Genomic DNA, 26,764 nt, shown 5'->3' with positions numbered 1-26,764 from the left:
TGTTTTTTTAGGAAATGGCTGTTAGGCTGACGTGGTGAATCATGCGGTACAGGAACAGGGTAAGCACGGCAAACAGCACCGAGGTGACGGTCAAAATCAGGTTCGCCAGACCGGCAGACAACAGCAGCACAAGAATCAGCGGAACCCCTGCACTGAGAAGACCGAGCAGCATGGTGATGACGACAGCAGCGCTCTGCTTTACAACGGCAGCTTCAGAGTCCCAGCTAAAGTTCGGCATCTTGAGGTTGATGAACAGCCCGAGCACCGAAGAAAACAGGATGTAAAGCAGGGGAACCAGCAGCAGCCAGAGTGTTTCCACAGCGTTCAGACGCAGCACGGACAGCACAATGAGCACCGTTGCTGCCCAGCAGGGCAGTGCAATCGTCAGGCTGACCAGCAGCTTACTATTTAAGATTTCCTTAGAGGAAAGCGGCAGGCTCTTGAGGAGGTCCCACTGCTTGCCCTCGATAGAAATTGCCGAAGCAGTGGTGGGGGAAATACAGGCGAGCAGCGCCACAAACAGCGGCAGCAGCAGCCGGAACTTTGGAACTTCGTGAAACAGCGGTGTGCCTGCCACTGCGATGGCGACGGCGGTAATGACCATCATGAGATAGCAGGTGACGGTGTTGAGCACATACACACTGGATGCGAAGTAACGCTTTAATTCCTTGCGGTACAGCGCCTTGGGAACCGAGGTTTGCGCCTGTGTGCGCATGACGTAGTTCCGCTTGGCTTCATGGGCAGAGAGCGCCGTGCTGATGGCAACAAATTTGCGCTGGACAACCCACGCGAACAGCCCGAATAGCAGCAGGGAAATCCCCATGAAAAGCAGGTAACTGCCCAAACTGCCGTCAACAGCTCCCTCGGAAAACAGGACAGCCGGCGGGTAAAAAGTGCAGACTTCGTCGTACAGCACAGCCGCCGCAGCGGTTATTTGGTCTGTGGTGCATTCTGAACTGATTGCGGAAAATGCAAACGAGGCGACACACACCGCGAGAACCGCCACCACGGACAGCAGCGTTGTAAAAAATGTTTTGTGCTTCATGCGGGACGAAACTGCCGTGACCAGAGCGCCGATGGCGGCGGCAACCGTAATCGGCAGAAGCGGAATGAAGAAAATACCGAGCAGCATAGCAATGTAAAACGAAGCCGCGGGTTTTTGGAAGAACCCGTACACCACCATGCCCGGCAAAATCACCGGCAAGCTTAGGACAACGTCAAACAGATAAATGGTCAGAAAGCGGCTAATGAGAATCGCCGCGGGTTCCACCGGCAGCACAATGACCCTTTCGTAGGTCTGCAGGTTAAACAGAATGCCGCCCGACTTGAAAATGGTAAAAAACAGAATCATCAAGCTAACCAGAATGCAGAGCAGTGCCGGTACGATTCTTGCCATGCCGATGATAGCCAGTCCGGCGGTGAGCACAGCGATGTAAAACATGAGAAGCAAGCCGGCGAACAGAGACAAAGCAGCCAGAAGCACCCCATTCCTCTGCTTTTTTGTGTTCATGCCCCGGCGGGCTTCGTGTGGGCTGAACGCGCCGCGCAGTTCTACGCCGGTGAGCAGCTTAATCTGCTTCCACATGAGCGACCACCTCCAGAAATACAGATTCCAATGACTGCCCGTGTGTCAACTCCTCAGTTTTGCCGGAGGTGACCAGACTGCCGTTTTTGATGATGGCAATTTTGTTGCACAGCTTTTCCGCAACGTCCAGTACGTGGGTGGAGAAAAAAATGGCGCTGCCTTCGCGGCAGAGTTCCCGCATGATTTCTTTTAGGGTAAAGGCTGCCTGCGGGTCCAGCCCAACAAACGGCTCATCCAGCACCAAAAGCTTGGGGTGATGGGCTAAGGCTGCGATGACTGCCAGCTTTTGCTTCATGCCATGGGAGTAAGAGGAGATCGGGTCGCCGAGCGCCGAAGTAATTTCAAAGACTTTGGCGTATTTCTGGATGCGGTCGGTGCGGTCGTCCTGTGAAATTCCGAAAATGTCCGCGATGAAGTTCAGGTACTGGATGCCGGTCAGATGCTCGTAAAGATCCGGGTTGTCAGGAATGTAAGCGGTCAGCGATTTGCACAGGATGGGTTCTTCCTGAATGGAGTGCCCGTCGATGCGGATTTCCCCTTCGTCGAAGTCTAAAATGCCGACTGCGCACTTGATGGTGGTGGTTTTACCGGCGCCGTTGTGGCCGATGAAGCCGTAGATATCGCCGGCCTCAATGTCCAGCGTGAGGTTGGAAACGGCTTTTTTGCCGCCTTTGTAGGTCTTGGAAAGATTCTTGATGTTTAGCATGGGGACTCTCCTTTGCTTGGCTTTGGCGGAGCGGAAATAAAGGTCAGACATCTTTCTTTTCGCCCTGCACTGGGTTTGTTGTTGAGGTATGTTTGATAAACCTGACCGATCCGGCGGAGCAGCTCGGCAAATTCATCGTCAGTGAGCAGCAGCGTGCAGGAAGAAACGCTGAGCAAATCTTTTTGCGCGTCTGCTGTATCATGTGTTTGAAAATACTGGGCAAATGAAGTCATAACCGCGTACAACAGGTTTTGAATGAGCGCGGAAACTTCTTTTTCAGAAGCATTCTCTCCCATGGGCTGTGCAGTCAGGCAGTAGGTTTTCTCCTCTGTGCCGCGCACTGGGTGGGTTTCTAAAACTTGCAAGTATCCCGCATCATAAAGCATTTTAATGTGGCGGTACAGACTGGCACGCGGAATATCCGGAAGCGCCTCAGCCAGCTGTCCGGAAGTGCCTTTCTTGTGCAAAACGAAATACTGGATGATTCGCTGGCGCGCCGGATTCATGAGAATATCTGCCGGATTTTTCGGCATACAACCACCCTTTCCTTTCTCTTGCCATGCGATGCTATCAGAATAGTCTTATTTTTGAGAAAAGTCAATAGGCAGGCCGTGCTTGCACGCCGGGCGGCTTTGTAGTATGATTTTTACGAAGAAACCGCTGCGGCGGCCGGAAAGGACAGGGAGCAATGAACACACTGGACCGTCCCCCCTGCAGGCGGTGCCTGCTGGAAGATATGACGGAAGAAACGAAGCTGTTTGCAACGGTGCGGGAGTATTTGGCGGCGGTTCCGCGGAACGTGAAAACGCCGGACTCTGCATACCGTGCACGCTTGGAAACCTGCCGCAGATGTGAAAATCTGCGCAACGGTATGTGCGCGCTGTGCGGCTGCTTTGTGGAAATGCGGGCAGTAAAAGCGACAAATACCTGCCCGGACACACCGCCACGCTGGTCCGAATAGTTGATGCAGTATTTCACGGGTGTAAAAAGGAGCAGACGGCAGTCCTGCCGGTACGAGTAAAAACCGTATGGCAGGGCTGTTTTTTGCGTTTAGTTGAAAAAGCGATTCATGAAATGAAAATACGCAGGGTTGTTAAATGTAAAAATAATCCAATTATGGTATGAACTCGTTTCGAAGTTTTCGTTAATCTTAATTATAATAATTATCTTAACAATAAATTTTGCGGTACGAGTCTTCCAAACAAAAATTATGAAGATATCAGAGAAATGGAAAATTAAAAGAGAAAAAATTTGCTTCTTTGTGCAAAAAAGCATTGACATAGGCAAACAATCATGTTAATATTGGCTCATGAAAGCAAAAGGAATATAATTAAATAAATTCTTAATTATATTTCGTGGGCGCTGGAGACGCCCAAAAAAACATTTGGGAGGATTTGTAATGAAGAAAGTTACACGCGTTACAAGCTTGCTGCTTTCAGCGGCTTTGGTAGCAGGCAGTATGGCTGGCTGCGGAAGCAGCAGCAGCGGCGCAAAAACAGCTGATGGGAAGGCAAATCTGAATATCCTGGTGTATATGCAGGATCACGAAAAGAAAGTTTACACCAAGCTGATCAATGAGTTTAAAAAAACACATGCAAGTGAAGTCGGAAACATCAATTTTCAAGTTACGACACAGGATGAGTACAACACGAAAATGACAGCAGCCATGACTTCCAAAAAGCTGCCGGATATTTTTTATGTTGGACCGGATTCTGTGCGCAGCTACGTCGACAATGGTTATGTGATGCCGTTGGATGATTTGATTGCTAAAAACAAGGATGTTAAGATTGATGATCTTTGGCCGACCATTATCAAGTCTTACCGCTATGATGGAAGCAAGACGGGGCAGGGCAAGCTTTATGCGCTTCCGAAAGACCTTTCCACCTTTGCCTATGCGTACAACAAAGATATGTTTGACAAGGCGGGAATCGCCTATCCGGATCCCAACAAGCCGTACACCTATCAGGAATTCCTGAAAGTTTGCCAGAAACTCACCAAGGACACAAACGGTGACGGCAAAACGGATCAATGGGGAGCAAGTTTTGCAGATTCATTTATGTTGAATCCATTCATCTACGGCAATGGCGCACATTACCTGACTGACGATTACAGCAAAGTGGATATTGTTGGGCAGAAAGCATTTAAAGACGCTCTGCAGTTCTACTGTGACTTGACGACAAAATATAAAGTAACGCCGACCGTACAGGAAGATTCCGCCGTTGGTCCTTATCAGCGCTGGCTGGCAGGTCAGGTTGGCTTCTATGGCTGCGGCACTTGGGATGTCGGTGCATTCATGGACAAAAAGACGCTGCCGTTTAACTGGAATCTCTGCGCATGGCCGGTTGGTGACAGCGGGAAAACAACAACATGGCTTGGCACAGTCGGATATGCAATTTCCAGCAAGTGCCAGAGTCCTGACATTGCACTCCAACTGATTTCTTACCTTTCCACAAATCTGAACGGACAAAAAGAAGTTTCTGGTGCAACCGGCGAAGAATCCATTCAGCTGCCGAACATTATGTCCTATGCAAAGGGTGACTTTAAGAATGCTGTGAAGGCGGGAAAAGTCAAGTATCCTTCAAACGTTGATGTCATGTTCAATTACATTGGCAGTGAAAATAACTACAAGGGAATCTTTACAGAAACAACCTATACGTACAATTCTGATTGGTTCAATACGTTCACAGATGGCTTGACCGATGTAAAGTCCGGCAAAAAGACAGTTGACCAGTATATCACAGAGATTCAGCCCAAGATGCAAAAGGATCTTGACAAGGCGATTGCCCTGCAGAACAAAAACAAAAAGTCAAGTTCTAAATAAAACATTTAGAGTTTTCTCATCACTGAAAGTTCTAATAAAGAAAGAGCCGCCGCGCTGGTTGCCGCGGTTCTTTTCTTATCGATAACGCTGAAAATCGAGGAGGTTTTCCTTATGACAACTGCTGCGAGGGCTGCAGAAAAGCAGCCCAAGGCTCCCAAAAAGAAACTTGGCAAGGTGGCTTTGAAAGAGGAACGCACAGCCTATCTATTTATCCTTCTACCCTGTGTCGGGTTTCTGCTGTTCACAATTTATCCGCTCCTTTTTTCCGTTGCAGCCAGTGCAACGGACTGGACCGGTATGAATGATATGGTTTTTAACGGCTTTCAAAACTACACGCAGCTTTTTCAAGATGAAAAGTTTTGGAAATCGTTGGCGAATACCTTAATCTACTTAATTGGCATTCCGATCGGAATGATTTTAGGTTTGCTTCTGGCCATGGGTATGAACCGGAAAATTGTTGGTGTGCGTGTGCTGCGCACCATGTACTATATTCCGGTGATTTCCTCATTGGTTGCAGTTTCCATCCTTTGGGCATGGGTATACAACTATGACTACGGCTTGCTTAACAACATTCTGCGTATGTTCTTCCACGTACAGGGGCCGGCTTGGCTGAGCAGTGAAAGCTGGGTCAAAGTGGCCATGATTATTTTCATGGTATGGGGCGGCTTGGGCAACAGCATTGTACTATACCTGGCAGGCTTGCAGAACATTCCACGCGTGTATTACGAAGCGGCTGAAATTGACGGTGCAAATGCTTGGCAAAAGTTCCGCCATATCACACTGGCGCTGATCAGCCCGGTTACTTTCTATATTTTGATTACCAGCCTTATTGGCGGTATGCAGGTCTTCGTACAGGTGCAAGTCATGGTTTCTGACGGCGGCACAAACTACAGTGCGGCTACCGTTGTGTTTTACGAGTATCAGCAGGCATTTGAGAGTGGCGCGATGGGTTACAGCTGCGCAATTGCTTGGATTCTTGCACTCATCATCCTGGTGTTGACACTGGTGAATTTCAAACTGCAGAAACATTGGGTCAACACCATGGATGAATAAGGAGGGAAAAGAAAATGGCGAAGGCAAATGCTGTTTCGATGCCGCGGGGAGTAGCTTCTAGAAGAACCCGCATTATCAATATTATTATTACAATTGTATTGTGGCTTGGCGCGATTGTAATGGTATTTCCACTGATTTACATGGTCTTTATGTCGTTTATGACGAAAAATCAGATTCTTTCCGCAAATTTTTCGATTTTGCCGCATCCGTGGGTGTTCGGAAAATACAGTGAAGTGCTGCAAAAAGGCAACTTTATTAGTGGCGTTATCAACAGCTTTACAGTTGCAATACCGGTACTGCTGTTTGGCGGCTTCAGTTCCACACTGGCGGCTTTTGCGTTTTCAAAAATGCATTTCCGTGGCCGGAAAGTGATTTTCTTTGTACTGCTTTCAGCAATCATGATGCCATTTGCGGCAGTCATGATTCCACAGTATGTTATGTTTACAAACATTGGATGGACAGATACCCTGCTGCCTCTGATTATTCCGGGCTGCCTTGGGAACATCGGCATGATATTTTTCCTGCAGCAGAATGCAGGTGGTGTACCGTCCAGCTTGATTGAGGCCGCAAAGATCGATGGCTGCGGGTATTTTCGCATTTACTGGCAAATGTATCTGCCGTTGATGAAGGGCGCTATTGCCACACAGTTGATTCTGTGGTTTATGGGAATTTGGAACGATTATCTTGCACCAACGATCTTCCTGCAGGATGAGAGCAAATGGACTCTTCAGGTGGTTATTCGTTCGTTCAACTCCTATTATGCGGTGCAAAGCGACTATGCGCTGATTATGGCTGCTTCCGTAATTGCAATGATTCCGACGCTGTTGCTGTTCTTCTTCTTCCAGCGGTACATCATTGAGTCTGTTGCAATTACTGGTATGAAGAGCTGATTTTGGTTTTAGAAAGGATTCAAGCAAATGAAACAGGCAAAACTGCACGTTGAAAAGGATTTTCGCGTTGCACAGGTGGACGACCGGCTGTTCAGCTCGTTTTTGGAACATCTGGGGCGCGCCATTTACACAGGCATTTATGAGCCGGAGCATCCGCTGGCGGATGCAAACGGCTACCGGACGGATGTGCTCAAACTTATTCAGCAGCTGGGCATTTCCCATATCCGCTACCCCGGCGGCAACTTTCTTTCCGGTTACGACTGGAAAGACGGCATTGGCCCCAAGGCGGAACGTCCGCGCCGGTTGGACTTGGCGTGGCACACGATTGAGAGCAACCAGTTCGGCATTGATGAATTTTACGACTGGAGCCAAAAGGCGGGCACGCAGATTATGGGCGCGGTCAATATGGGCACCGGCACGCCCAAAGACGCAGGGCAGCTGGTGGAGTACTGCAACTATCCCGGCGGCACGTACTGGAGCGATTTGCGTGCAAAGAACGGCCATAAAGACCCCCTGAACATCAAGCTCTGGTGCATCGGAAACGAGATGGACGGCGAATGGCAGATTTGCCACCTGGATGCGGACGACTACGGCAAAAAAGCAGTGGAAGCCGCAAAAATCATGCGCTGGATTGACGACAGCATCGAGTTGGTCGCCTGCGGCAGTGCCAGCACCATGCAGAAGACATACCCGGAGTGGGACCGCAAGGTGATGGAATACACCTACGATTATGTGGACTATCTGTCACTGCACCGCTACTACGAAAACGAGGGTAATGACTTCGATTTCCTCGCTTCGTTTGTGGATATGGACCGCTTCATTCACACCTTAGAGGGTACCGCAGACTACGTCAAGGCGCTTAAGCGCGGCAGCAAAGACATCAACTTCTCCTTTGATGAGTGGAACGTCTGGTATCAGCTCAAGCAGAAGGCACATCCGTGGCAGGAGGCGCCGGAGATTCTGGAAGACCACTACACACTGTTGGATGCACTGGTGTTTGCCGGGATGAGCATGACGCTGCTGAACCACGCAGACCGTGTGAAGATTGCGTGCTTAGCGCAGCTGGTCAACGTCATCGCGCCGATTTTCACGAAAAAGGGCGGCGGCGTTCTCAAGCAGAGCATTTTCTACCCGTTCGCTTATCTGTCGAAGTACGGCCGTGGCACGGTGCTCAAGCCGGTCGTCACAGCGCCGGCCGCCGAGAGCCGCTACGGTGAAACGCCGCTGCTGCAGCAGAGCGTGGTTTACAACGAGCAGGAAAAGACGGTCACCGTGTTTGCGCTGAACATCGGCGCGGAAGAGATGCAGCTTACGCTGAACCTGCGTTCCTTCGGGGAAGTGACCATGCAGGAGCACATCTGCATGGCAGGTGACCTTTCCGCTGTCAATACGTTTGCGCAGCCGGACGCGGTTGTGCCAAAGCAGCTTCCGGTACAGCAGGGGACGCTGCGCACCTGCGACGTCGTTCTGCCGCCGCAGTCCTATCATGTGCTGCGCTTTAAATTGTAAGGAGGCCCGCTTTGGGTTACAACAAAGCAAGACATCTATTTCGAAAAACAATGTGTGTGGTACTCAGTGCGGTTTTGCTGATGGGTTCCGCTGGCTGCGGAGCAAGTGCCAATCACGCGGGGATGGAGGAACTGCAAATGCCAAAAGAAGCAGACTTCGCTTTTGGTACGACAAAATACAGCGAAAATGCACAGGTGGGCGGTCATGATCCCTGCATGATTAAGGATACTTCCAGTGGATATTACTATGCCTATTCTACGGATAATTCGGTGGATTCGACAAAGCCGGGCAAGGGCATTCAGATTCGTCGGTCAAAAGATTTGGTGAATTGGGAGTACGTTGGAATTGCTCTGTCAGAGAAAGCTATTCTGCAGGCGCAGGACAACGGCCCAGACGAAAAGGCGGTGGAAACGTTCTGGGCGCCCTGTGTGCAGTATGTTAACGGTCAGTATCGACTGTACTACGCCGCAACAAAGGCCTTTGGCAGTGACGAATCGCGCATTTGGCTTGCAACGTCGGCTTCTCCACAAGGCCCATTTGAAAACCGGGGCATTGTTGTCAGCAGCTGGGCGGAAGATGGCGCTCCGACCGGTCCAAACGCGATTGATCCGGAAATTGTGACGACGCCGGAAGGTAAAACGTACATGACGTACGGCTCGTTTTTCGGCGGCATTTTCCTGAAAGAGCTGAAAGCGGACGGAATGGCGGTCAACACCGACCGCAAGTCGGCGGATTATTTTGGAACGTGCATTGCCAATAAGGGCGGCAGCGCAATCGATGGCCCGGAGGGGTCATCCATCCTTTATAACAAGGCGACCGGATATTACTATCTGTTTTTGTCCTATGGATGGTTGGGAGATACCTATGACATCCGTGTGGGCCGCAGTAAGGCGGTTACCGGTCCCTATAAAGATTACTTGGGTCATGAGATGACCGAAAAGCAAACGGGTCTGACCACCGGAACGAAGCTTGCCGCAAGCTACCGCTTTACGGCGTCAAAGCCGGGCGGAACGCAAAAATATACCGGCGATGACTGGGCTTGGGGTGGCTTTCGCGGACCCGGCCACGGCTCGCCGTACCAGGATGGCGATAACTTTTATTTCATTCATCATATTCGAGACGGCGCCGACTGCTATAAAACGGAATCTGATGGCAAAGATACGTATACGATGCATTATATGATGGTACGCAAAATGTACTTTGTCGATGGTTGGCCGGTGCTCAGTCCGGAGCGATACGCCGGAGAAAAAGAGCAGAAAATTTCGGCGGGTACACTTTCTGGAAATTGGGAGTGCATTTCTTTCACTAGTTATGACAACAGTCAGGAAACGTCAGTGAAGGCATCTCTCAGTCCGCTTGGAGAGGATGGAACCGGCAAGCTGGAGCTTGACGGGAAGTCCGGAAGCTGGAGTTACAATGAGGGACAGAACCTGCTGACTTTGAAACTGCCGGATGGAAGCGTTCTGCACGCGAAAGCGGAAACCTGCTGGGATCTTGAAAACAGCAAGGCAGCCCTGTGCTTTACCGGTTTGAGCAGTGACGGCGTTGCATGGTGGGGAAAGTCCACAACCTAAAAACAAGCAGGTCTTTTCCGCAGCATCAGAAATACCCACCAGTTCTTTGGTGGGTATTTCTATGGAATTTTTTAAGGAATCATGTTATAATTAAGTTTCTTATTAAAAGCAGAGGAGAGTATGCTATGCGGGAATACTTGACAAAAGAGGAGACGGTGACTTTTTGCAAAGCACTTAGCTCTGAACTGCGGGTGGATATGCTGCAGTATATTTATAAGCACAAGGGCGTCAGCCTGATTGATTTGGCAGACACGCTGGGGGTCAGCCGTGCGGCGATTACACAGAACATGAAAATTTTGACTGAGGCTGATCTGGTGGAGATCAAACCGGTCAGCGGTCAGCGGGATGCCCGCAAAGCCTGCTTTTTGAAGGAGGACCGCTTTGCAATTTCTCTGGGCGAGCGGTTTGATTCCGATAATATTTATTTTGCGGAGATTCCCATCGGGCAGTATACAGACTATAAGGCGCAGCCGACCTGCGGCATTGCGAATACCTCCTCGCTGATTGGTATTGTCGATGACCCGCGTTATTTTGACGACCCGCTGCGCGTGGGCGCCAGTATCCTTTGGTTCAGCTCCGGTTTTGTCGAGTATCGGCTGCCAAATTACCTGCAGGAGGGGCAGCACCCCGTGGAACTGCAGATTTCAATGGAGCTTTCTTCGGAAGCCCCCGGCATTGCGGAAAACTGGCCGAGCGATATTTACTTTTACCTGAACGATACCCTGCTGGGCAGTTGGACAAGTCCCGGCGATTTCGGGGAAGTGCGCGGGCTGTACACGCCGGACTGGTGGTTTTCAAATTGGAATCAGTATGGTCTGCTCAAACTGCTTTCTGTCAACCAGCACGGTACGTTCATTGATGGTGCGATGGTTTCACCCGTGACGATTCAGAGCTTGGGACTCAACGAAAAGAGCGACTTCCGGTTTCGCATTGCCGCGCCTGCGGATTCCGTGCACGCCGGTGGGCTGACGCTGTTTGGTCACGGATTTGGAAACTACAATCAGGATATTAAACTGCACGTGATTTACGAGAATCAGGCATAGTCCAGAAGAAAGCAGCGGTACCCGCAAGCGCATTGCGCCGGATACCGCTGCTTATTTAAATGATGCCAAAACGCTTCAAAAAACCGTGATGGTAAATGCATATTCCGCGGTTTCTCCCACAGGGAGCAGACGCATACCGCGTTTATGGGCAAGGCAATCATCCTCATCGGTCGCGGTGCTGCAGCCGGTCCAAGGCTCCAGTGCAACGAAGGGCGCTTCACCGGCCGGTGACCAGATGCCGAGGTATGCAAAGTCGGCAAAGTCCAGCCGCACACCGTACCCGCTTTTGCCGCCGCGCAGCGTGACGGTGCGGTCGGGCACCTTTTCCAGTACCAGTGCGTCGTGGTCAAACAGGCTGTGCCGCAGCGGCAGGACTGCCGCATGGTTCAGTACCGGAACGCGCCGGGAAAAATCCAGCAGACCATCTGTTTCGGCAAGCATCGGAGAGGAGCAGGTCATTTCCTGCGAAAAATGCAGACTGTAATCCGTAAAGGCTTCGCCGGACGCTTGACCGACCGGCACTTGAAACGCCGGGTGACCGCCCACGACAAAAGGCAGGGGCAGCGTGCCGGTGTTGGTCACCGAAAAACGTGTTTCTAAGGTGCCGGGCTTTAAAATACGGTAGCACATCTGCAGACGAAACGGGTAGGGGTACTGCCGCAGAGTTTCCGCGCTGGATACCAGCTCATAAAGTACGGAATCTGTGCTCTGCCGCAGTATGGTGTGTTCCAGATTGCGTGCAAGCCCGTGACGGCCCATGCGGCAGGGACCTGCTTCGGAAACAGCCTGCCCGCCGCGCAGACTGCCGACAATCGGGAACAGAATCGGCGCGCGGCGCGGCCACCATTTGGGGTCGCCCTGCCACAGGTACTCCCGCCCGTCCAGGGCAAGGCTGCTCAGCTGTGCGCCGAGGGAATCTACTTTGACGGTAAAAGAACTGCTTTGCAGGGATGTAATCATCAAAAGCCACTGCTTTCCGTATAAAATTCGGAGTATACCGTAATTTTATTCTAACAGTTGCCAAACTGTTTGTAAAGACGCGGAAAAAACGACCGAAAATTTCTGAAACGGCTTGCAAAGCATCTGCACAGGCGTTAGAATAACGGGGAAATCCATTCGGAAGCCATGAGAACAGCGCTGCTTGGGCAGTGCACAAGGGAGGAACACAGAATGCTGCGCAAAAAAGACAAAGTGGCCATGACCCCGCCGATGGGGTGGAACAGCTGGGACTGCTGGGCTGCAACCGTGAACGAAAAACAGCTGCTGGAAAACGCCGACTATATGGCGGCGCATTTGAAGCCGTTTGGCTGGGAGTACGTGGTCTGCGACATCCAGTGGTCAGAACCGCTTGCCGGCACCGGTGAGCGGGAGTACCGCAACTTTGCCCGTCTGACGCTGGACGAATACGGCCGCCAGATGCCGGCGGAAAACCGCTTCCCCTCGGCGGCGGGCGGCGCGGGGTTCGCGCCGATTGCCGAGAAAATCCACAGCATGGGGCTGAAGTTCGGCATTCATATCATGCGCGGCATTCCGCGGCAGGCGGTGCATGAGCATCTGCCGGTGTTGGGCACAGATGTGACTGCCGACCAGGTGGCGCTGTTTCACTCCATCAGCTGTTGGAACGGCGATATGTATGGACTGGACCCCCAAAAACCGGAATCGCAGGCATACTATGACTCCATTTTTCAGCTGTATGCCGCTTGGGGTGTGGACTTCGTCAAGGTGGATGATATTTGCAATACGAATATGTACCCGAACAATCCCTATTCGGCAGAAAAAGAAATCGAAATGATTCGCCGCGCCATTGACCGCAGCGGCCGTGACATGGTGCTGAGCCTGTCGCCCGGGCCGGCGGTCATTGAAAAGGCGTGGCACATGGAAAAGCACGCAAATATGTGGCGCGTTACCGATGATTTCTGGGACAAGTGGGAACTGCTCAAGGCGATGTTTGAGCGCTGTGAGGTCTGGCAGAAGCACGTTTCTCCCGGCTGCTGGCCGGACTGCGATATGCTGCCGCTTGGGCGCATCGGCATGGGCTTTCACAGCGGCAGGAAAACCAACTTTACCCGCGCGGAGCAGGTGACCATGATGACGCTTTGGAGTATTTTTCGGTCACCGCTGATGATGGGTGGCAACCTGCCGGACTGTGACAACTGGACGCTCTCGCTGCTGACCAATGCGGAAGTTCTGCATCTGCTCAAACATTCCCACGATGCCTGTCAGCTGGTACGGGACGATACACAAGCGGTTTGGACCAGTGTGGATGATGACGAAGGGCGTTACCTGGCATTGTTTAACCTGTGTGACGCGCAGGCGGAAGTTTCCTGCCCACTGAGCGAACTGGAGCTTTCCAGTGCATGGGTGCGCGACCTGTGGCAGAAAAAAGATCTTGGCGCGGTGCAAGGCAGCGTGTCTGCTTTGCTGGCGCCGCATGGTGCAGCCCTGCTGAAGTTAACGCGGGCGCACTAACTTCGTTTTGTGTTAGACAGCCTCTTCTGGGGGGCTGCCTTTTTTTATATATGCGTATGAACTGTACTATTGACAATCATACAGATGCGTGCTATGCTGTTCTGCAGAAAAGATTCCATGATTGCCTTGGAGGTGATTAGGTGTTTCATTTGGATTATAGAAGCGGCGAACCGATTTATGAGCAGCTGTATCATGCCGTCACAAAGATGGCGGCGTTCGGCGGTTTTAACGGCGAAACGCAGCTGCCCAGCGTGCGTGCGCTTGCGCAGGAGCTGGGCGTGAATCCTGCCACGGTGCAGAAAGCGTATCAGCTGCTGGAGCGGGATGGCATTATCTGCTCGGTGCCCGGCAAGGGCTCCTTTTTGACTAACGACCCGGCCGCTGTCACGCAGCAGCAGAACCATGCAAAAAAGCAGCTGGCGGCAGCTGTGCGGGAAGCACGGAACGCGGGACTGACAGAAGAGGATATTTTGGCGGCGATACGCGCCGCGCTGGGAGGGAAAGCAACATGATTGAAGCACAAGACCTGACAAAAACGTTCGGCGCAGTGACAGCGCTGGATCATATCGGCGTTTCCATCGGTTCCGGTTCCATTTATGGGCTGGTGGGCAGCAACGGCGCGGGAAAAAGCACTTTCCTGCGGCTGCTGGCGGGGGTTTACCACGCAGATGGCGGCAGGCTGGAAATTGACGGTGTGTCTCCGTTTGAAAACAGCAAGGTTAAGCAGCGGGTGTTTTTCATCAGCGACTATCCGTACTTTTTTCCGCGTGCCACCGTGGAGAAAATGGCAGCGTACTATCGTATGCTGTACCCGCACTGGAGTGAGGACACCTATCAGCGGATGCTGCGCCTTTTTCCGCTTCATGCCAAGCAACAGATGGGGCAGATGAGCAAAGGGATGCAGCGGCAGGCGGCGCTGATTTGCGCGCTTGCCTGCCAGCCGGATTACCTGCTGCTGGATGAAATTTTTGACGGACTGGACCCGGTCATGCGCCAGCTGCTCAAGCGGCTGGTTTCCGGCGAAGTGAGCGACCGCGGTATGACCGTACTGATTGCCAGTCATAACCTGCGCGAACTGGAGGACTTTTCAGATCACATCGGGCTGTTTCACAAAGGCGGCGTGCTGTTTGAGCGCGAACTGGATGACCTGAAGCTTGGTATCTGCAAAGTGCAGGCGGTGTTCCGCCCGATGATTGATCCGGCGTCGCTGACCAAGCTGAAAATTCTGCAGAGCAAGGTGCAGGGCTCCATTTTGGAGCTGGTTGTGCAAAACAGCCGTGAAGAAGCTTTGGCGGTTCTGGAATCTTTGCATCCTTTGGCGTCAGAGGCACTGCCGCTGACGCTGGAGGAAGTCTTTATCTGCGAAATGGAGGTGAACGGGTATGACATTGACAGTATCCTTGCGTGAGCGCTTGCGGGAGGGCATTCAAACATTTCTCTGGTCGCTGAAAGCGGAGCGCGGCCTGCTGGGCATCAATCTGGTTGCCTGTCTGGTTCTGTTTCCGCTCATGACGGGAATGCAGCTTTCCCATGTGCGGGAGGGCGTGCAGAACGCCACGATCGACTGGTACCAATACAATGGATCCAGCGCACTGCTTGTGCAGGGAATGGCGGCGGCTGCGATAGAGCTGCTGCTGATTTTGGTTTTAATCGGGACGTTGTTCAGCTATATGCACAGCCGCCGCGCACTGGACTTGCTGCACGCCGTGCCGGTGGGGCGGGTGCCGATGCTGCTGGGCCGCTGGGGAACATCCTTGGTGGTTGTGCTGCTGCCGCTGTTTGTCGGCTGTGTGCTGAATGACGCGGTGGTTGCGGCAAACGGATTGGCGGCGCAGGCCGGCTGTACCGTCGGCTTGTTTGCAAAGTTGGCGCTGCCGCTTTTTGCGGCGCTGAGCTTCAGCATTTTTGTCTGCGTTTGCTGCGGCAATACCTTTAACACGATTCTGTCCATCATCGTCATCAATCTGTGCTGGCCGATGCTGCTGTGGCTGAGCAATGCGCTGCTGTGCAATATTCTGCCGGGCTTTGTGGATGATTCCAGTGCCTTGCTGCAGGCAGCAAGCCTGCCCGCTACATTGTTCTCGCCCGGCGGCGCGGCGCTGCTTGCTCCGTATTTGCTGATTTCCGGCGAGCAGGGGGCTTCGGCGGGCGGCACTTTGCTTTACTGGCTTCTGTTCGGCGTGTTGGTGCTTGTCGCGGCGGCGGTTCTGTACCGCCGCCGGAAAAGCGAGAGCGCCGAAAGCAGCTTTGCTTTTCCGGTGCCCAAACTGGTGATTCAGTTTTTGGTTTCCACAGCGGCGGCGCTGCTGGGCGGCATGGTACTGGCAAATGTGTATCCGAATTTGTGCCTGCAGGGCATTGCCCTCGGCGGCCTCCTGACGTTCCTGCTGTTGGAGGTTATTTTCAGCCGCGGGTTCCATACCATGAAAAAAATGCTGCCGGCGTTGGGCATTTTTGTAGGAGCCTGGGTGTTGGTCATTCTGTGCGTGACAAATGACGTGACAGGGTTCGTTACGAATGTTCCGCAGGCAGCGGATGTTTCTTCCGTGGAGGTCGGGGAGTTCGGGACGACGTATTACATGACCGATGTGAAAGAGGTTGATGGACGTATGACCGGCTCAAGCCATCCGGTACCGGCCAAGGTGACAGAAGAAAGCGAAATTCAGGCGCTGGCGAATGCGCACCGCAGCATAGCCGACGACTTTGTTTCCACACACAAGCCGTATACTTATGGAATTATCAACCGCACGGATCACCCGCTTTCGTTGACTTACCATTTGAAGAATGGAAAAACACTGACACGCATTTACTACGCCGGTTCATCAGCGCACACGAATGAAAACTTTGTGCGGATTACCGATCTGGCAGAGGTCCGGCAAAGCGTGTTTGCTATGACCCTGCTGGAGCCGGAGGATTTGCAGTCGGTATATATCTTCAGCAGGAATGCACAAACGAAGGCACAGTCGAAGAAGTATACGCTGACTGCGTCGGAAGCACTGGAACTGCAGCAGGCAATACTGGCCGATGAAGACGTGCTTAAACCGTATACCAGTTTGTTTACAGGGAAAGACGAAAAGACTGCCGATGATTACATAGAGATTGATACCACATCGAATATCACGCCAAAAGCCGGCAGCAAGCTTGAAAAAACGCTCGGCACCACCGAGCCGGTCAGTTTCGGTACCCTCAATGAGGAGTTGCCGCCGGAAGCCGTGCACCTGCGTGCATTTTTGAAAGAAAAAGGCATACTCAAATAGAATAGAGAAAAAACGAAAGCCTCGGATTTTTACTCCGGGGCTTTCGTTTTTATAGGCGAATTGTGTTTTGTGTTTTTGTCCGTTTTGCTGAAGCCAAAGCGGTGGCGCGCACGCCGGTGCAAAAACCGGTGTTAGTCAGGAAAGCTGTAATCTTCCAGTACCTCAGACAGGTTTTCCGGAAAGACCGTGTTGCGGAGCAGCGTTTGCGCAAGGTTGACCGCCCGGTCACGATTACCCGATACTGTGCCGGAAGCAGATTCGGTTTTAATTTCCGAGATTGCGACCCCAAAGCTTCCGTCTGTGCCATAAACGTAGTAGATGAGCTGTGTGTTGCCAACTGCGGTCTTACCGATTTCTTCTTTTGTCATTTTTGATTCTCCTTATTTCTCTTTTTGCTTGTGAATGCTGTGACAAACGGTCACATACGTTGTCCTGTGAAACCCTGCGATTTTGTCTGTGCAAGTATAATCGTACTTGGTTTCACATACATATGCAAGAGAGAAAAAAGAGAAATTTTAGTTTTCCAGAACCATCAAGATATAGGGCTCGAAAACCTTTAATAAGGATACAGATGGTATATGCGGCAAGAAAAAGAGAAAATTTTGTATAATAGGTGTGCAAAAGTGGAAAACTAAGCGAAATTGATGCTAATAATTTTTACTATTCGTAATGAATTAAGGACATATTGCACAGAGTTTTAAATGCGGGAGGATGACAATCCAATGAAGCAATGGCACACACTCTCTGCGGAGCAATGTGCGGCGGAAACCGGCACACACACGGAGGGGCTTTCTGCGGCACAGGCCGCGCACAGACTGCAAACCTATGGACACAATGCTTTAACACCGCCACCGGGAAAGTCGCTGCTGCGGCGTTTTTTGGCACAGTTTCGGGATTTTATGGTCATTATCCTGCTGCTTGCGGCGGCGGTGTCTTTTCTGACCTCATGGGTGCAGGGAGACGCGGATTACATAGACTCCATTATTATACTCCTAATTGTCAACGTTAACGCGGTGATTGGCTTGGTGCAGGAAGACCGCGCGGAAAAGGCACTGACTGCCCTGCAGGATTTGTCCGCACCGCTTGCAAAAGTGGAGCGGGACGGGCGGCGCTTGCAGGTTCCGGCGCAAGACCTGGTGCCGGGAGATCTGGTGCTGCTGGAGGCTGGCGACTTGGTGCCGGCAGACATTCGGCTGACGCAGGCGGTCAATCTGCGTGCACAGGAAAGTGCACTGACGGGGGAAAGCAAGGCAGTTTTCAAGGACGAGCGCGTGCTTTGCCGCGCGGAAACGCCGTTGGGCGACCGGCGCAACCTGTGTTTTGCCGCGACAAGCATTGCCGCGGGCCACGGGCGCGGCATTGTTGTTGCGACCGGTATGCAGACGCAAATGGGGCACATCGCCCGGATGCTGACCGCGCAGGAGCCGCCGCAGACACCGCTGCAGAAAAAACTGGAGGCAACCGGCAAAGTTTTGGGTATCGGGGCGCTGGCACTTTGCGGCGTTATCTTTCTCATGGGGCTGGTGCAGGGAACGCAGCCACTGGATATGCTTTTGACTTCCATTTCGCTTGCGGTGGCCGCCATCCCGGAAGGGCTGCCGGCGGTTGTAACCATTGTGCTGGCAGCCGGAATGCGCCGCATGGCAGACCGCAAAGCGATTGTGCGCCACATGATGGCAGTGGAAACGTTGGGCAGTGCCAGTGTGATCTGCAGCGACAAAACCGGTACGCTGACGCAGAACCACATGACTGTGACCGAACTGCGGGATGCTTCCGGTAAGATTCCGGTGCATACGCCGCGTGGGCGCCGGCTGCTGGAGGCCGCGGCTCTCTGTACCAACTGTACGGTGGATGGCAGCCACGTGTTCGGAGAAGCCACGGAAACAGCCCTGTGTGAAGCGGCAGGCAGCAAAGCAATGCTGGACCGCCAATTTCCCCGCGTGCGGGAAGTTCCTTTTTCCTCCGCAAGGAAGCGCATGACGGTGGTGGTGCGCCTGCCGGACGGGCGGTTCCGTGTGATTGTCAAAGGGGCGCCGGATGTACTGGAACCCCTATGCCGCACCGGCTGCGCACCGCGGCAGAATCATGAGATGGCGGCGCGCGCGCTGCGTGTTCTGGCGGTTGCTGTCAAAGAACTTCCCGCGCTCAGCGGGGTCACGGATGCTGCGCTGGAAAGCGGCCTGCAGTTTCTCGGTTTAATCGGCATGGAGGATCCGCCGCGGCCGGAGGTGCGGGAAGCTGTGCGCCTTTGCCGGTGTGCGGGGATTCGTCCGGTCATGATTACCGGCGACCACGCGGACACGGCGGCGGCGATAGCCCGCACGCTGGGCATTCTGACAGACGGCAAAGTGCTGACCGGGCCGGAACTGGACGCGATGCCGCAGGATCGCCTGACCAAGCAGATTTATGCTTATTCCGTTTTTGCGCGGGTTTCTCCGGAACATAAGGTGCGCATTGTGCAGGCGTTTCAGACGCGTGGCGAAGTGGTTGCCATGACTGGGGACGGTGTCAATGACGCGCCTGCGCTGAAAGCCGCCGACATCGGCTGTGCCATGGGGCGCAGCGGCACAGATGTGGCAAAAGGTGCGGCGGATATGATTTTGGCAGATGACAACTTTGCCACCATTGTGGAGGCGGTGCGTGAGGGGCGCGGCATTTACAGCAATATCCGCCGTACCATTCATTTTCTGCTGTCCTGCAACGTGGGTGAACTGCTTGCAGTGTTTACCAGCTTTCTGCTGCGGCTGCCGCTGCCGCTGGTGGCTATTCAGCTGCTGTGGGTCAATCTGGTGACGGACTCGTTCCCAGCGCTGGCACTGGGGGTGGAGCCGATTGACCGTGGCGTGATGGAGAAAAAACCAATTCGGCGCGGCAGCAGTATTTTTGCACACGGGCTGGGTTGGTCCATTCTGGTGGAGGGCTGTTTGATTGGGGCGCTCTCCCTGCTGGCATATACCATTGGCAGGGTCTTCTTTGACGCCAATCCGGCAAGTCCGGTTATTGGCAGAACCATGGGCTTTGCCGTGCTCAGCCTTTCACAGCTGGCGCACGCTTATAATATGCGCAGCGACACGCACTCCCTGTTTGAGCCGGGCAGACCGAAGAATCGGAAGCTGACGGCGGCGACTATTGCCTGCGCGGCAGCCATGGCGGCGGTGGTCGCTGTGCCGTCTCTGGCCGCTGTGTTTAAAACCGCGGTGCTCTCGCCGCTGCAATGGTTGGTGACTCTGGCGCTTTCCGTGTGTCCGATTGCCATTGTTGAGCTGGAAAAAGGGATTCAGCGCGGCATCCACGGACATCCTCAGGGCGCGCAGAAGCCGCTGCAGAAAAAGAAAACTTCCGCCGGCTCTGCCGAAGCAAAGCGCACGGAAGCATCGTAAGAAGATTTCCGCGGGGATGCTGCTGTCAGGACAGCGGCTGCCGCGGTTTTTTCCTTTTTTTGCGGGAGAAAGAATGGCTGGCAGCGTGGAACAGATGCGGCAGCGGGCTGCCGATGTAGCGGCGTGTCAAAGCCGAAACCACCAGAAAGCCCACCGCCATGCCGGCGTAGTAGGTCACCACGCGCCACACAAGCAGCGCAGGGGTAATCATGGTGCTGAAGAAAATGCGGAAAAAGGCATTGAAAGCGGCCTCAAAGCCACCGGAGTTACCCGGCAGCGGAACCAAGGAGGCAACCATCATAGCAAAGATTTTCGCGGACATCAGCAGCCACGGCGATGCATCGTGAAAGCCGAACGCACGGTAAACGCAGTATGTGTCCAAACTGCCGACGGCCAGCTGGATGACGGTGATGGCGCAGATGGCAAGGTACAGTTTCCAGCCGCGGCCGATGGTGCGGAATCCCTCACGGAATGTGTCGAACTGCCCGGTGATGCGGCTGCCGGTCTGCTCCGGGTTTTTGACCAAGTGCAGCTTGGCAAGGCCGCGCAGAATCGCCTGCAGCGGTCGGGTGATGAGGTCAGCCTTGAACGAGACCAGCAGCAGACCGGCAATCAGAACAACATTGGCAAGCAGGCCAAAGGCGGTCAGCCACATCATTTTTGAAACATTCTGCGTAAAAAACGGCAGTGCTGTGCAGATCATGGAGAGGGAAAACAGAAACATGGTGATTTGGTAAGTGACTGATTTTGCTGAAATCACAGCGGCGCTTTCGCCGGGTGCAATGCCCATTTTATTCATGCAGTACAGCTGCATCGGTGGCCCGCCGGAAGAAAGCGGCGTGATAGAGCCGTAAAAAATGCCGGACATGGCAACCAGAAACGCCTGCCCGTACGCCCATCCCGGGTGCAGGCGCCGCGCCAGCATCCAGTATACCGCGCCCTCCAGCAGCCAGGTGGCTGCCACGGTGCCGAATGTCAGCAGCACCCAGAAAGGGCGCAGATGCTTCATGATTTGCAGGGTGTTCTGCGGGGTATCCTTGCGGAACAGAAGCGTCAGTAGAATGGTCATGGTCAGGACAAGCGTCAGAATCGTTACCCAGTAACGCTTGAAAAACCGTTTGAGTTTATACATGAGCCGACCTCCAGAAGTCTGTTGCCTGCCGCTCAAGGGGCATCGCCGTCCGGCGGCAGAGAAGCGGCAGAGGAATCCGGACGGGTATGCAGATATTTGCGGGCGCCGATGGAAACATACAGCAAACCGAACACAATGGAGCCATAGTAGGTCAGCAGACGCCAGACCAGCATGGCGGGGGTGGTCAGGCTGCCGAAGAAAATACGGCAGAATGCATCAAAGGAAAGCTCCGCGCCGCCTGCGTTGCCGGGCAGCGGGACGAAGGCGATGACCATGGTTGCAAAAACCTCTGCGGAAACAATCTGGCTGGCAGGCGCACCGGAAAGGTGAAATGCCCGGTAAATGAAGTAGGTGTCCAGACTGCCGAAAACCAGCTGTACCACGGTGATGAGGCAGACCGCCAGGTACAGCTTCCAGCTGTGCCCCATGGTTTCAAATCCGTCGTGAAAGGAATCCAACTGTTGGATTGCGCTTTCATATTTCTTCTCAGGTTCCTTGAGCAGGTGGATTTTTCCGAGCCAGCGTATCACGGCGTGCAGCCACCGGTAGATGAATTTGACCCGTACGGAAACCAGTACGACACCGGCAATGAAGAGAATGTTGGTTGCCAGACCAAATACGGTGAAAACAGCGAGGTTTGACACGTTCTTTACAAAGAACGGCAGCTCTGTACAGATGAGAATCAGCGAAAAAACAACCATCGTGGTTTGGTGTGTAATGGTTTTAGCAGAGATAATAGCGGCGCTTTTGGCGCCCTCCATGCCCATTTTGGACATATAGTAAATCTGCATGGGCTGGGCGCCCATGGCGGCAGGGGTGATGCAGGCGTAAAAAATGCCGGTAATGCCAATCATAAAGGATTTTCCGTAGGTCCAGCCGGGGTACAGGTGGCGGCACAGCAGCCAGTTGCACAGCGCCTCCATCAGCCATGTGCCCACCAGTGTTGCCGCAGCCATCAGCATCCAGTACGGACTCAGGGAACTGAAGATGTGTGCCAGCTCCGGCAGACTCTTTTCACGGAACAGCGAAAAGAGAAGAATGCCCATGGTGATGGACAGCACAAGGATGGTAAATAAATGCTTTTTCAAAAGCCGCAGAAACTTTGACATACAAACTTCTCCCGTTTCTCAATCCCGGCAGACAGTGCAAAGGACTTTTGTGACCACTGCGCCTTATGCGGATTTTTTTTCGACGGCGGATGTGCCGCCGGTGTCTTTCGGCGGTACGGCGCCAACATATTTGCGTGCACCGGCAAAGACAAAAATACACCCGAACAGAATACTGCCGTAGTAGGTCAGCAGACGCCAAACCAGCAGCGCCGGTGTCAGCAGGTTCTGAAAGAAGACATGGCAGAACGCGGAAAAGGAAACCTCCGCCCCACCGGAGCCGCCCGGCAGCGGCACGAACGCTGCCACCATGTTAGCAAAGACCTGCGCCGCGATCATGACCAGCAGCGTGGCGCCGCGCAGGTGAAACGCCCGGTAAATGCAGTAGGTTACGGAACTGCTGACGAAAATCTGCACGACGGTCAGCAGGCAGACGGCAAGGTAAAGCTTCCAGTTTCGCCCCATGACCTTGAAGCCGGCGTGAAACGTGTCCAAGTGCGCAATGATGGATGCATATTTCTTTTCCGGCTCCTTGACCAAATGCATTTTGCCGAGCAGATTCAGCAGGCTGTGCAGCAGCCGGTAGATGAAGCCGGCATTTACAGAAACCAGCACGACCGCCAGAATAAAGAGCACATTAGAAACCACCCCGAAAAGCGTCAGAAACGCCAGATTACTGACATTGCGTACGAAAAAGGGCAGCTCGCTGCCGATGAGCAGCAGAGAAAACAGAACCATCGTGATCTGGTAGGTGATGGTCTTGACAGAAATGACCGCGGCGCTGTGGCCCGGCTGCATCCCCATTTTGGACATATAATAAATCTGCATGGGCTGCCCGCCGGTTGAAAAGGGCGTGACCGCGCTGTAAAACAAGCCGGTCATTCCAATCATAAAGGCGCGGCCAAAGCTCCAGTGCGGGTACAGGTGGCGGCACAGCAGCCAGTCGGCAGTGCCCTCCAGCAGCCAGGTGACAGCCAGCGTGGCAAAGGCAAGCAGCATCCAGCCAACGCTTAAACTGCTGAAAATCTTTGAAAGCTGCTGTACGCTGTTCCCGCGGAACAGAAACACCAGCAGAATCGCCATGGAAATGGCGAGCGTAACAATGGTGAACAGGTTCTTTTTCAGGACGTTCTTGAATTTTGACATAGCCTCCTCCAGTCGTTGCCGTATGCGGCGGGCGGCTTTGGGAGCACAGACCCGTACCCTTTCGGAAAAGGGAAAATACGGTAGTTGTTTCCTATCATATCGCATTTTCGGGGGATGTACAAGGAATTTTGGGAAAAACCGCTGGTGCAGATGCCTCTGCAGGTTAGCCTGCGTAAAAACAGGCCGCGCCATGCACAGGCAGAAAAAAGAAACGCCTTCGCGCTGCCGGAACTCCGGGGGAAGACGTTTGCAGCCGGTTCTGCCTTACAGCACGAAGCCGACTTTTTTCATAACTTTCTGCAGGGTGCGGTTGGCAATCCGCGCCGCTTGCTCCGCGCCCGCGTCCCAGCACTGCTGCAGGTAAGCTTTATCGCCACTGTACTGTGCGAAGCGCTCCTGAATGGGGCGCAGATGCTCGATGACGGCCTCACCGACTGCCTGCTTAAAGTCGCCGTAGCCCTTTCCGGCAAAGTCATGCTCGATTTCCGCATAGCTTTCGCCGGTGACACAGGCGTAAATATCCATCAGGTTGTTGATGCCCGCTTTGCCCTCGCCGTAGTGAATGCTGGCCTCGCTGTCGGTGACGGCGCGTTTGAATTTGCGCAGAATATCCTCCGGCTTGTCCAGAACGTACACACAGCCGTTGACGTTTTCATCACTCTTGCTCATTTTGTGCAGGGGGTCTTGCAGGCTCATGATGCGGCGGCCGCCCTTGAGCACCAGAGCATTCGGCAGGGTAAACGTGGGGGAGTAGGCATTGTTAAAACGATCCGCGATGTTGCGGGTCAGCTCCACGTGCTGGGTTTGGTCCTCCCCGACCGGCACCAGGTCTGCCTGGTACAGCAGAATATCGGCAGCCATCAGGCTGGGGTAGGTAAACAGACCGGCATTGATGTTGTCGGCGTGCTTTTTGGATTTGTCCTTAAACTGTGTCATGCGCTGCAGCTCACCGAACTGGGTGTAGCAGTCTAAAATCCAGGCAAGCTGCGAGTGCGCCGCCACGTGGCTCTGCAGGAAAAACGGGCTGCGCTTGGGGTCAATGCCGCACGCCAGAAGCAGGGCGTAAGCCTCCAGGGTATTGCGGCGCAGTTTGGCGGGTTCCTGCCGCACAGTGATGGTGTGCAGGTCGGCAAGTGCAAAAATGCAGTCGTACTCCTTCTGCAGCGCTGCCCAGTTTTTAAGGGCGCCCAAATAGTTGCCGAGCGTGACGCTGCCGCTGGGCTGAATGGCGCTGAAAACGCGCTTTCTGCGTTCTGCTGGTTGGTTTTCCATAGAATCATCCTCCTGATGCGTTCGTTTGCGTACCGGTTGTGCAGAGGCGGCACAGGGTGTTTAAGAAAAAAGCTTCTGCCCCTTTCTGCAAGGGACAGAAGCGTAAACTTCTGCGGTACCACCCAAATTGGCGCAACGCGCCCGCTTTTTGTGCCAAGCCGCACACTCCGGGATAACGGGCGGAAAGCCCCGGTTCCCCTACTGGGCAGAAGCTGCCGTTCGGTTTACCCTCAAAAGTCCATTCGGCGGGTGCCGCGACACCGGTTTGCACCTGTTCCGGTTCTCTGTGGGGGCGGCAAACCCGCTTACTCGTCTTTCTCACAGGTTTTTACTGTCTATAGCTTTGTGGCTATTATAGGGCAGGGCGGCCGCTTTGTCAAGCGTTCGGCCACTTTGCCGCCAGTTCGCCGAGAATGGCGATGCCGCGGGCTAAGTCCTCGTTGGTCGGTGAGGAGTAATTGATGCGGAAGCTTTGGCAGGGCTGCGTTTCGTCTGTCAAAAATGCGTTGCCGGGCACGACACAGACCTTGTGCAGAACCGCCGCTTTGCAGTACGCCGGCATGGGAATGGAATCCGGCAGCGTGCACCACAGAAACAGCCCGCCCTCAATCGGCCGGAACGCGAGCAGGGGTGCGGTTTCGCGCAGGGCCTTTTCGGCAACGGCGTACTTCTGCGCATAAATCTTCTGTAGGTTTTTAAGATGTTTTTCAAAGTCCCATCCGTGCAGAAAGCGGTGAATGACCAGTTGGCTCCAGATGTTGGTGTGCACATCGCTGCCCTGCTTGCAAACCACCATCTTCTGAATCAGAGCGCTGCCGCCTGCCGCAAAGCCGACGCGCATACCGGGAGAAATGGTTTTGCTGAATGTTCCGGCATACAGAACGCGGCCTTCAGTGTCTAAGGTTTTGATGGCGGGAATTGCTTCACCGGCAAAGCGCAGGTCGCCGTAAGGGTTGTCCTCCAGAATCAGGGTGTTGTATTTCTGCGCCAGTGCGTAAATGCCGCGCCGCTTTTCCCAACTGGTGGTCAGACCAGTGGGATTCTGAAAATTGGGAATGGTGTAGATAAACTTTACCCGCTTGTCCGTTTTCAGAATTTCTTCCAACTTGGCGAGATCCATGCCGTCTTCCTGCATGGGAACCCCCTTGAGGACGGCATTATAGGAACGGAAGGAGTTGAGCGCGCCGATAAAGCTGGGTTCCTCGCACACAACCGTGTCGCCTTCGTTCAGGACAGACTTGCCGAGCAGGTCCATAATCTGCTCGGCACCGCTGGTAATGAGTACGGCGTCGCCGGGGGTGGCAATGCTGCAGTGCTGCTTCAGAAAGACGGCAACGTCTTCCCGCAGGGCAGGCAAGCCTTCGGTCACGCTGTACTGCAGGGCGTCAATCGGCTGTTCCTGCAGAACGGCTTCGCTGCACGCGCGCACGGCGTCCACCGGAAACGCGTCTGGCGCTGGATTGCCCGCAGAAAGCGAAATGACTGCGGGGTCTGTGGCGTATTTAAAGATTTCACGAATCGCAGAGGGTTTCAAGTTGCTGACACGGTCGGAAAAGCGGTACTCCATTCCTATCACACCTTTTGTATTTAGTATCTCAAATTGCGCCTTTTTGTACATCTGCGGCGAAAAAAATTTGACCCCGCGGCGGTGCAGGCGCTCCTTTTTTTCTATTTTAGCACGTTCTGACGGGATGTGCCATAAAAAAGTATAATTATACGGCTGGTTATGATGGGTTCCGACACATTACTATTTGTATAATTAGATTACAAGCCTGTAAGAATTCAGCGGGTCTTTTTCGCCAGCAGACAGAACGGCTGCCC

At 53.5% G+C, this 26,764-nt stretch carries 22 protein-coding genes; 12 read left to right on the top strand and 10 right to left on the bottom strand.

Annotated features, from left to right (window positions below; genetic code table 11):
• Positions 1-7: 7 nt before the first annotated feature.
• Genes PXC00_RS11455 through PXC00_RS11445 form a run of 3 tightly spaced genes read right to left on the bottom strand, consistent with a single transcriptional unit; the run spans position 8 to position 2,824 of the window.
• Entirely contained in the window at positions 8-1,585 is a 1,578-nt protein-coding gene (locus PXC00_RS11455) for an ABC transporter permease (protein WP_275846743.1), read from the bottom strand.
• Positions 1,569-2,291, bottom strand: coding sequence for an ABC transporter ATP-binding protein (locus tag PXC00_RS11450; RefSeq protein ID WP_275846741.1), 723 nt, complete (start codon positions 2,289-2,291; stop codon positions 1,569-1,571). The genes PXC00_RS11455 and PXC00_RS11450 overlap by 17 nt, the downstream gene beginning before the upstream one ends.
• Complete coding sequence (locus PXC00_RS11445; RefSeq protein WP_275846740.1) at positions 2,285-2,824, bottom strand: helix-turn-helix domain-containing protein; 540 nt, start codon at positions 2,822-2,824, stop codon at positions 2,285-2,287. Before PXC00_RS11445 ends, PXC00_RS11450 begins: the two co-directional genes overlap by 7 nt.
• A gap of 155 nt (positions 2,825-2,979) precedes the next feature.
• On the opposite strand from PXC00_RS11445, the gene PXC00_RS11440 reads away from it, so the two are divergent.
• The 7 genes from PXC00_RS11440 (at position 2,980) to PXC00_RS11410 (ending at position 11,181) form a co-directional block, all read left to right on the top strand.
• Entirely contained in the window at positions 2,980-3,252 is a 273-nt protein-coding gene (locus tag PXC00_RS11440; protein WP_275846738.1) for a DUF6171 family protein, read from the top strand.
• 438 nt (positions 3,253-3,690) lie between these two features.
• A complete protein-coding gene (locus PXC00_RS11435; protein ID WP_275846736.1) occupies positions 3,691-5,112 on the top strand; it encodes an ABC transporter substrate-binding protein in 1,422 nt (473 codons plus the stop codon).
• A 111-nt stretch (positions 5,113-5,223) separates the two neighbouring features.
• Positions 5,224-6,165, top strand: a complete 942-nt coding sequence (locus tag PXC00_RS11430) for a carbohydrate ABC transporter permease (protein WP_275846735.1) — start codon at positions 5,224-5,226, stop codon at positions 6,163-6,165.
• Positions 6,166-6,179: 14 nt separating this feature from the next.
• Positions 6,180-7,055 (top strand): carbohydrate ABC transporter permease, encoded by an 876-nt coding sequence (locus PXC00_RS11425; protein WP_275846733.1) that lies wholly within the window; start codon positions 6,180-6,182, stop codon positions 7,053-7,055.
• A gap of 27 nt (positions 7,056-7,082) precedes the next feature.
• Positions 7,083-8,564, top strand: a complete 1,482-nt coding sequence (arfA, locus tag PXC00_RS11420; RefSeq protein ID WP_316934979.1) for an arabinosylfuranosidase ArfA — start codon at positions 7,083-7,085, stop codon at positions 8,562-8,564.
• Between the two features lie 11 nt (positions 8,565-8,575).
• Positions 8,576-10,138: an arabinan endo-1,5-alpha-L-arabinosidase gene (locus tag PXC00_RS11415; protein WP_316934978.1), complete on the top strand. Its 1,563-nt coding sequence runs from the start codon at positions 8,576-8,578 to the stop codon at positions 10,136-10,138.
• A gap of 125 nt (positions 10,139-10,263) precedes the next feature.
• Positions 10,264-11,181: an ArsR/SmtB family transcription factor gene (locus PXC00_RS11410; RefSeq protein ID WP_275846778.1), complete on the top strand. Its 918-nt coding sequence runs from the start codon at positions 10,264-10,266 to the stop codon at positions 11,179-11,181.
• 75 nt (positions 11,182-11,256) lie between these two features.
• Here the strand turns inward: PXC00_RS11410 and PXC00_RS11405 are convergent, their stop codons facing one another.
• On the bottom strand, positions 11,257-12,141 hold the full coding sequence (locus PXC00_RS11405; protein WP_316934977.1) for an aldose 1-epimerase family protein: 885 nt from the start codon (positions 12,139-12,141) through the stop codon (positions 11,257-11,259).
• A 210-nt stretch (positions 12,142-12,351) separates the two neighbouring features.
• On the opposite strand from PXC00_RS11405, the gene PXC00_RS11400 reads away from it, so the two are divergent.
• The 4 genes from PXC00_RS11400 to PXC00_RS11385 all read left to right on the top strand — a co-directional run bounded on the left by PXC00_RS11400 (position 12,352) and on the right by PXC00_RS11385 (position 16,907).
• Positions 12,352-13,650: a glycoside hydrolase family 27 protein gene (locus PXC00_RS11400; protein WP_275846779.1), complete on the top strand. Its 1,299-nt coding sequence runs from the start codon at positions 12,352-12,354 to the stop codon at positions 13,648-13,650.
• Between the two features lie 140 nt (positions 13,651-13,790).
• Positions 13,791-14,162 (top strand): GntR family transcriptional regulator, encoded by a 372-nt coding sequence (locus PXC00_RS11395; RefSeq protein WP_275846782.1) that lies wholly within the window; start codon positions 13,791-13,793, stop codon positions 14,160-14,162.
• Positions 14,159-15,058 carry an ABC transporter ATP-binding protein gene (locus tag PXC00_RS11390; protein WP_275846784.1) on the top strand — a complete coding sequence of 300 codons (900 nt, stop codon included), beginning with the start codon at positions 14,159-14,161 and terminating at the stop codon, positions 15,056-15,058. Before PXC00_RS11395 ends, PXC00_RS11390 begins: the two co-directional genes overlap by 4 nt.
• A complete protein-coding gene (locus PXC00_RS11385) occupies positions 15,033-16,907 on the top strand; it encodes a hypothetical protein (protein WP_275846786.1) in 1,875 nt (624 codons plus the stop codon). The genes PXC00_RS11390 and PXC00_RS11385 overlap by 26 nt, the downstream gene beginning before the upstream one ends.
• Before the next feature lie 131 nt (positions 16,908-17,038).
• On the opposite strand, the gene PXC00_RS11380 is transcribed toward PXC00_RS11385, so the two are convergent.
• Positions 17,039-17,275: a DUF6514 family protein gene (locus PXC00_RS11380; protein WP_275846788.1), complete on the bottom strand. Its 237-nt coding sequence runs from the start codon at positions 17,273-17,275 to the stop codon at positions 17,039-17,041.
• Positions 17,276-17,629: 354 nt separating this feature from the next.
• Here PXC00_RS11380 and PXC00_RS11375 point away from each other — a divergent pair, with 354 nt between their 5' ends.
• A complete protein-coding gene (locus tag PXC00_RS11375; protein WP_275846790.1) occupies positions 17,630-20,287 on the top strand; it encodes a cation-translocating P-type ATPase in 2,658 nt (885 codons plus the stop codon).
• Between the two features lie 25 nt (positions 20,288-20,312).
• Here PXC00_RS11375 and PXC00_RS11370 read toward each other — a convergent pair whose 3' ends face one another.
• The 5 genes from PXC00_RS11370 to PXC00_RS11350 all read right to left on the bottom strand — a co-directional run bounded on the left by PXC00_RS11370 (position 20,313) and on the right by PXC00_RS11350 (position 26,510).
• Entirely contained in the window at positions 20,313-21,419 is a 1,107-nt protein-coding gene (locus PXC00_RS11370; protein WP_275846792.1) for a lysylphosphatidylglycerol synthase transmembrane domain-containing protein, read from the bottom strand.
• A gap of 32 nt (positions 21,420-21,451) precedes the next feature.
• The gene (locus PXC00_RS11365; RefSeq protein ID WP_316934976.1) at positions 21,452-22,528 is read right to left on the bottom strand and encodes a lysylphosphatidylglycerol synthase transmembrane domain-containing protein; all 1,077 of its coding nucleotides are present in this window, start codon (positions 22,526-22,528) and stop codon (positions 21,452-21,454) included.
• Positions 22,529-22,591: 63 nt separating this feature from the next.
• On the bottom strand, positions 22,592-23,671 hold the full coding sequence (locus tag PXC00_RS11360; RefSeq protein ID WP_275846796.1) for a lysylphosphatidylglycerol synthase transmembrane domain-containing protein: 1,080 nt from the start codon (positions 23,669-23,671) through the stop codon (positions 22,592-22,594).
• Positions 23,672-23,935: 264 nt separating this feature from the next.
• Complete coding sequence (gene trpS / locus PXC00_RS11355) at positions 23,936-24,943, bottom strand: tryptophan--tRNA ligase (RefSeq protein ID WP_316934975.1); 1,008 nt, start codon at positions 24,941-24,943, stop codon at positions 23,936-23,938.
• 376 nt (positions 24,944-25,319) lie between these two features.
• Positions 25,320-26,510 (bottom strand): aminotransferase-like domain-containing protein, encoded by a 1,191-nt coding sequence (locus PXC00_RS11350; RefSeq protein ID WP_275846808.1) that lies wholly within the window; start codon positions 26,508-26,510, stop codon positions 25,320-25,322.
• Positions 26,511-26,764: the final 254 nt, after the last annotated feature.

The sequence above is a fragment of the Caproicibacterium argilliputei genome, from assembly GCF_029211325.2.
GTDB classification, from domain to species: Bacteria; Bacillota; Clostridia; order Oscillospirales; family Acutalibacteraceae; genus Caproicibacterium; species Caproicibacterium argilliputei.
Note: the sequence above shows the minus strand (reverse complement) of the source record. Positions and strands in the feature narration are given on the sequence as shown.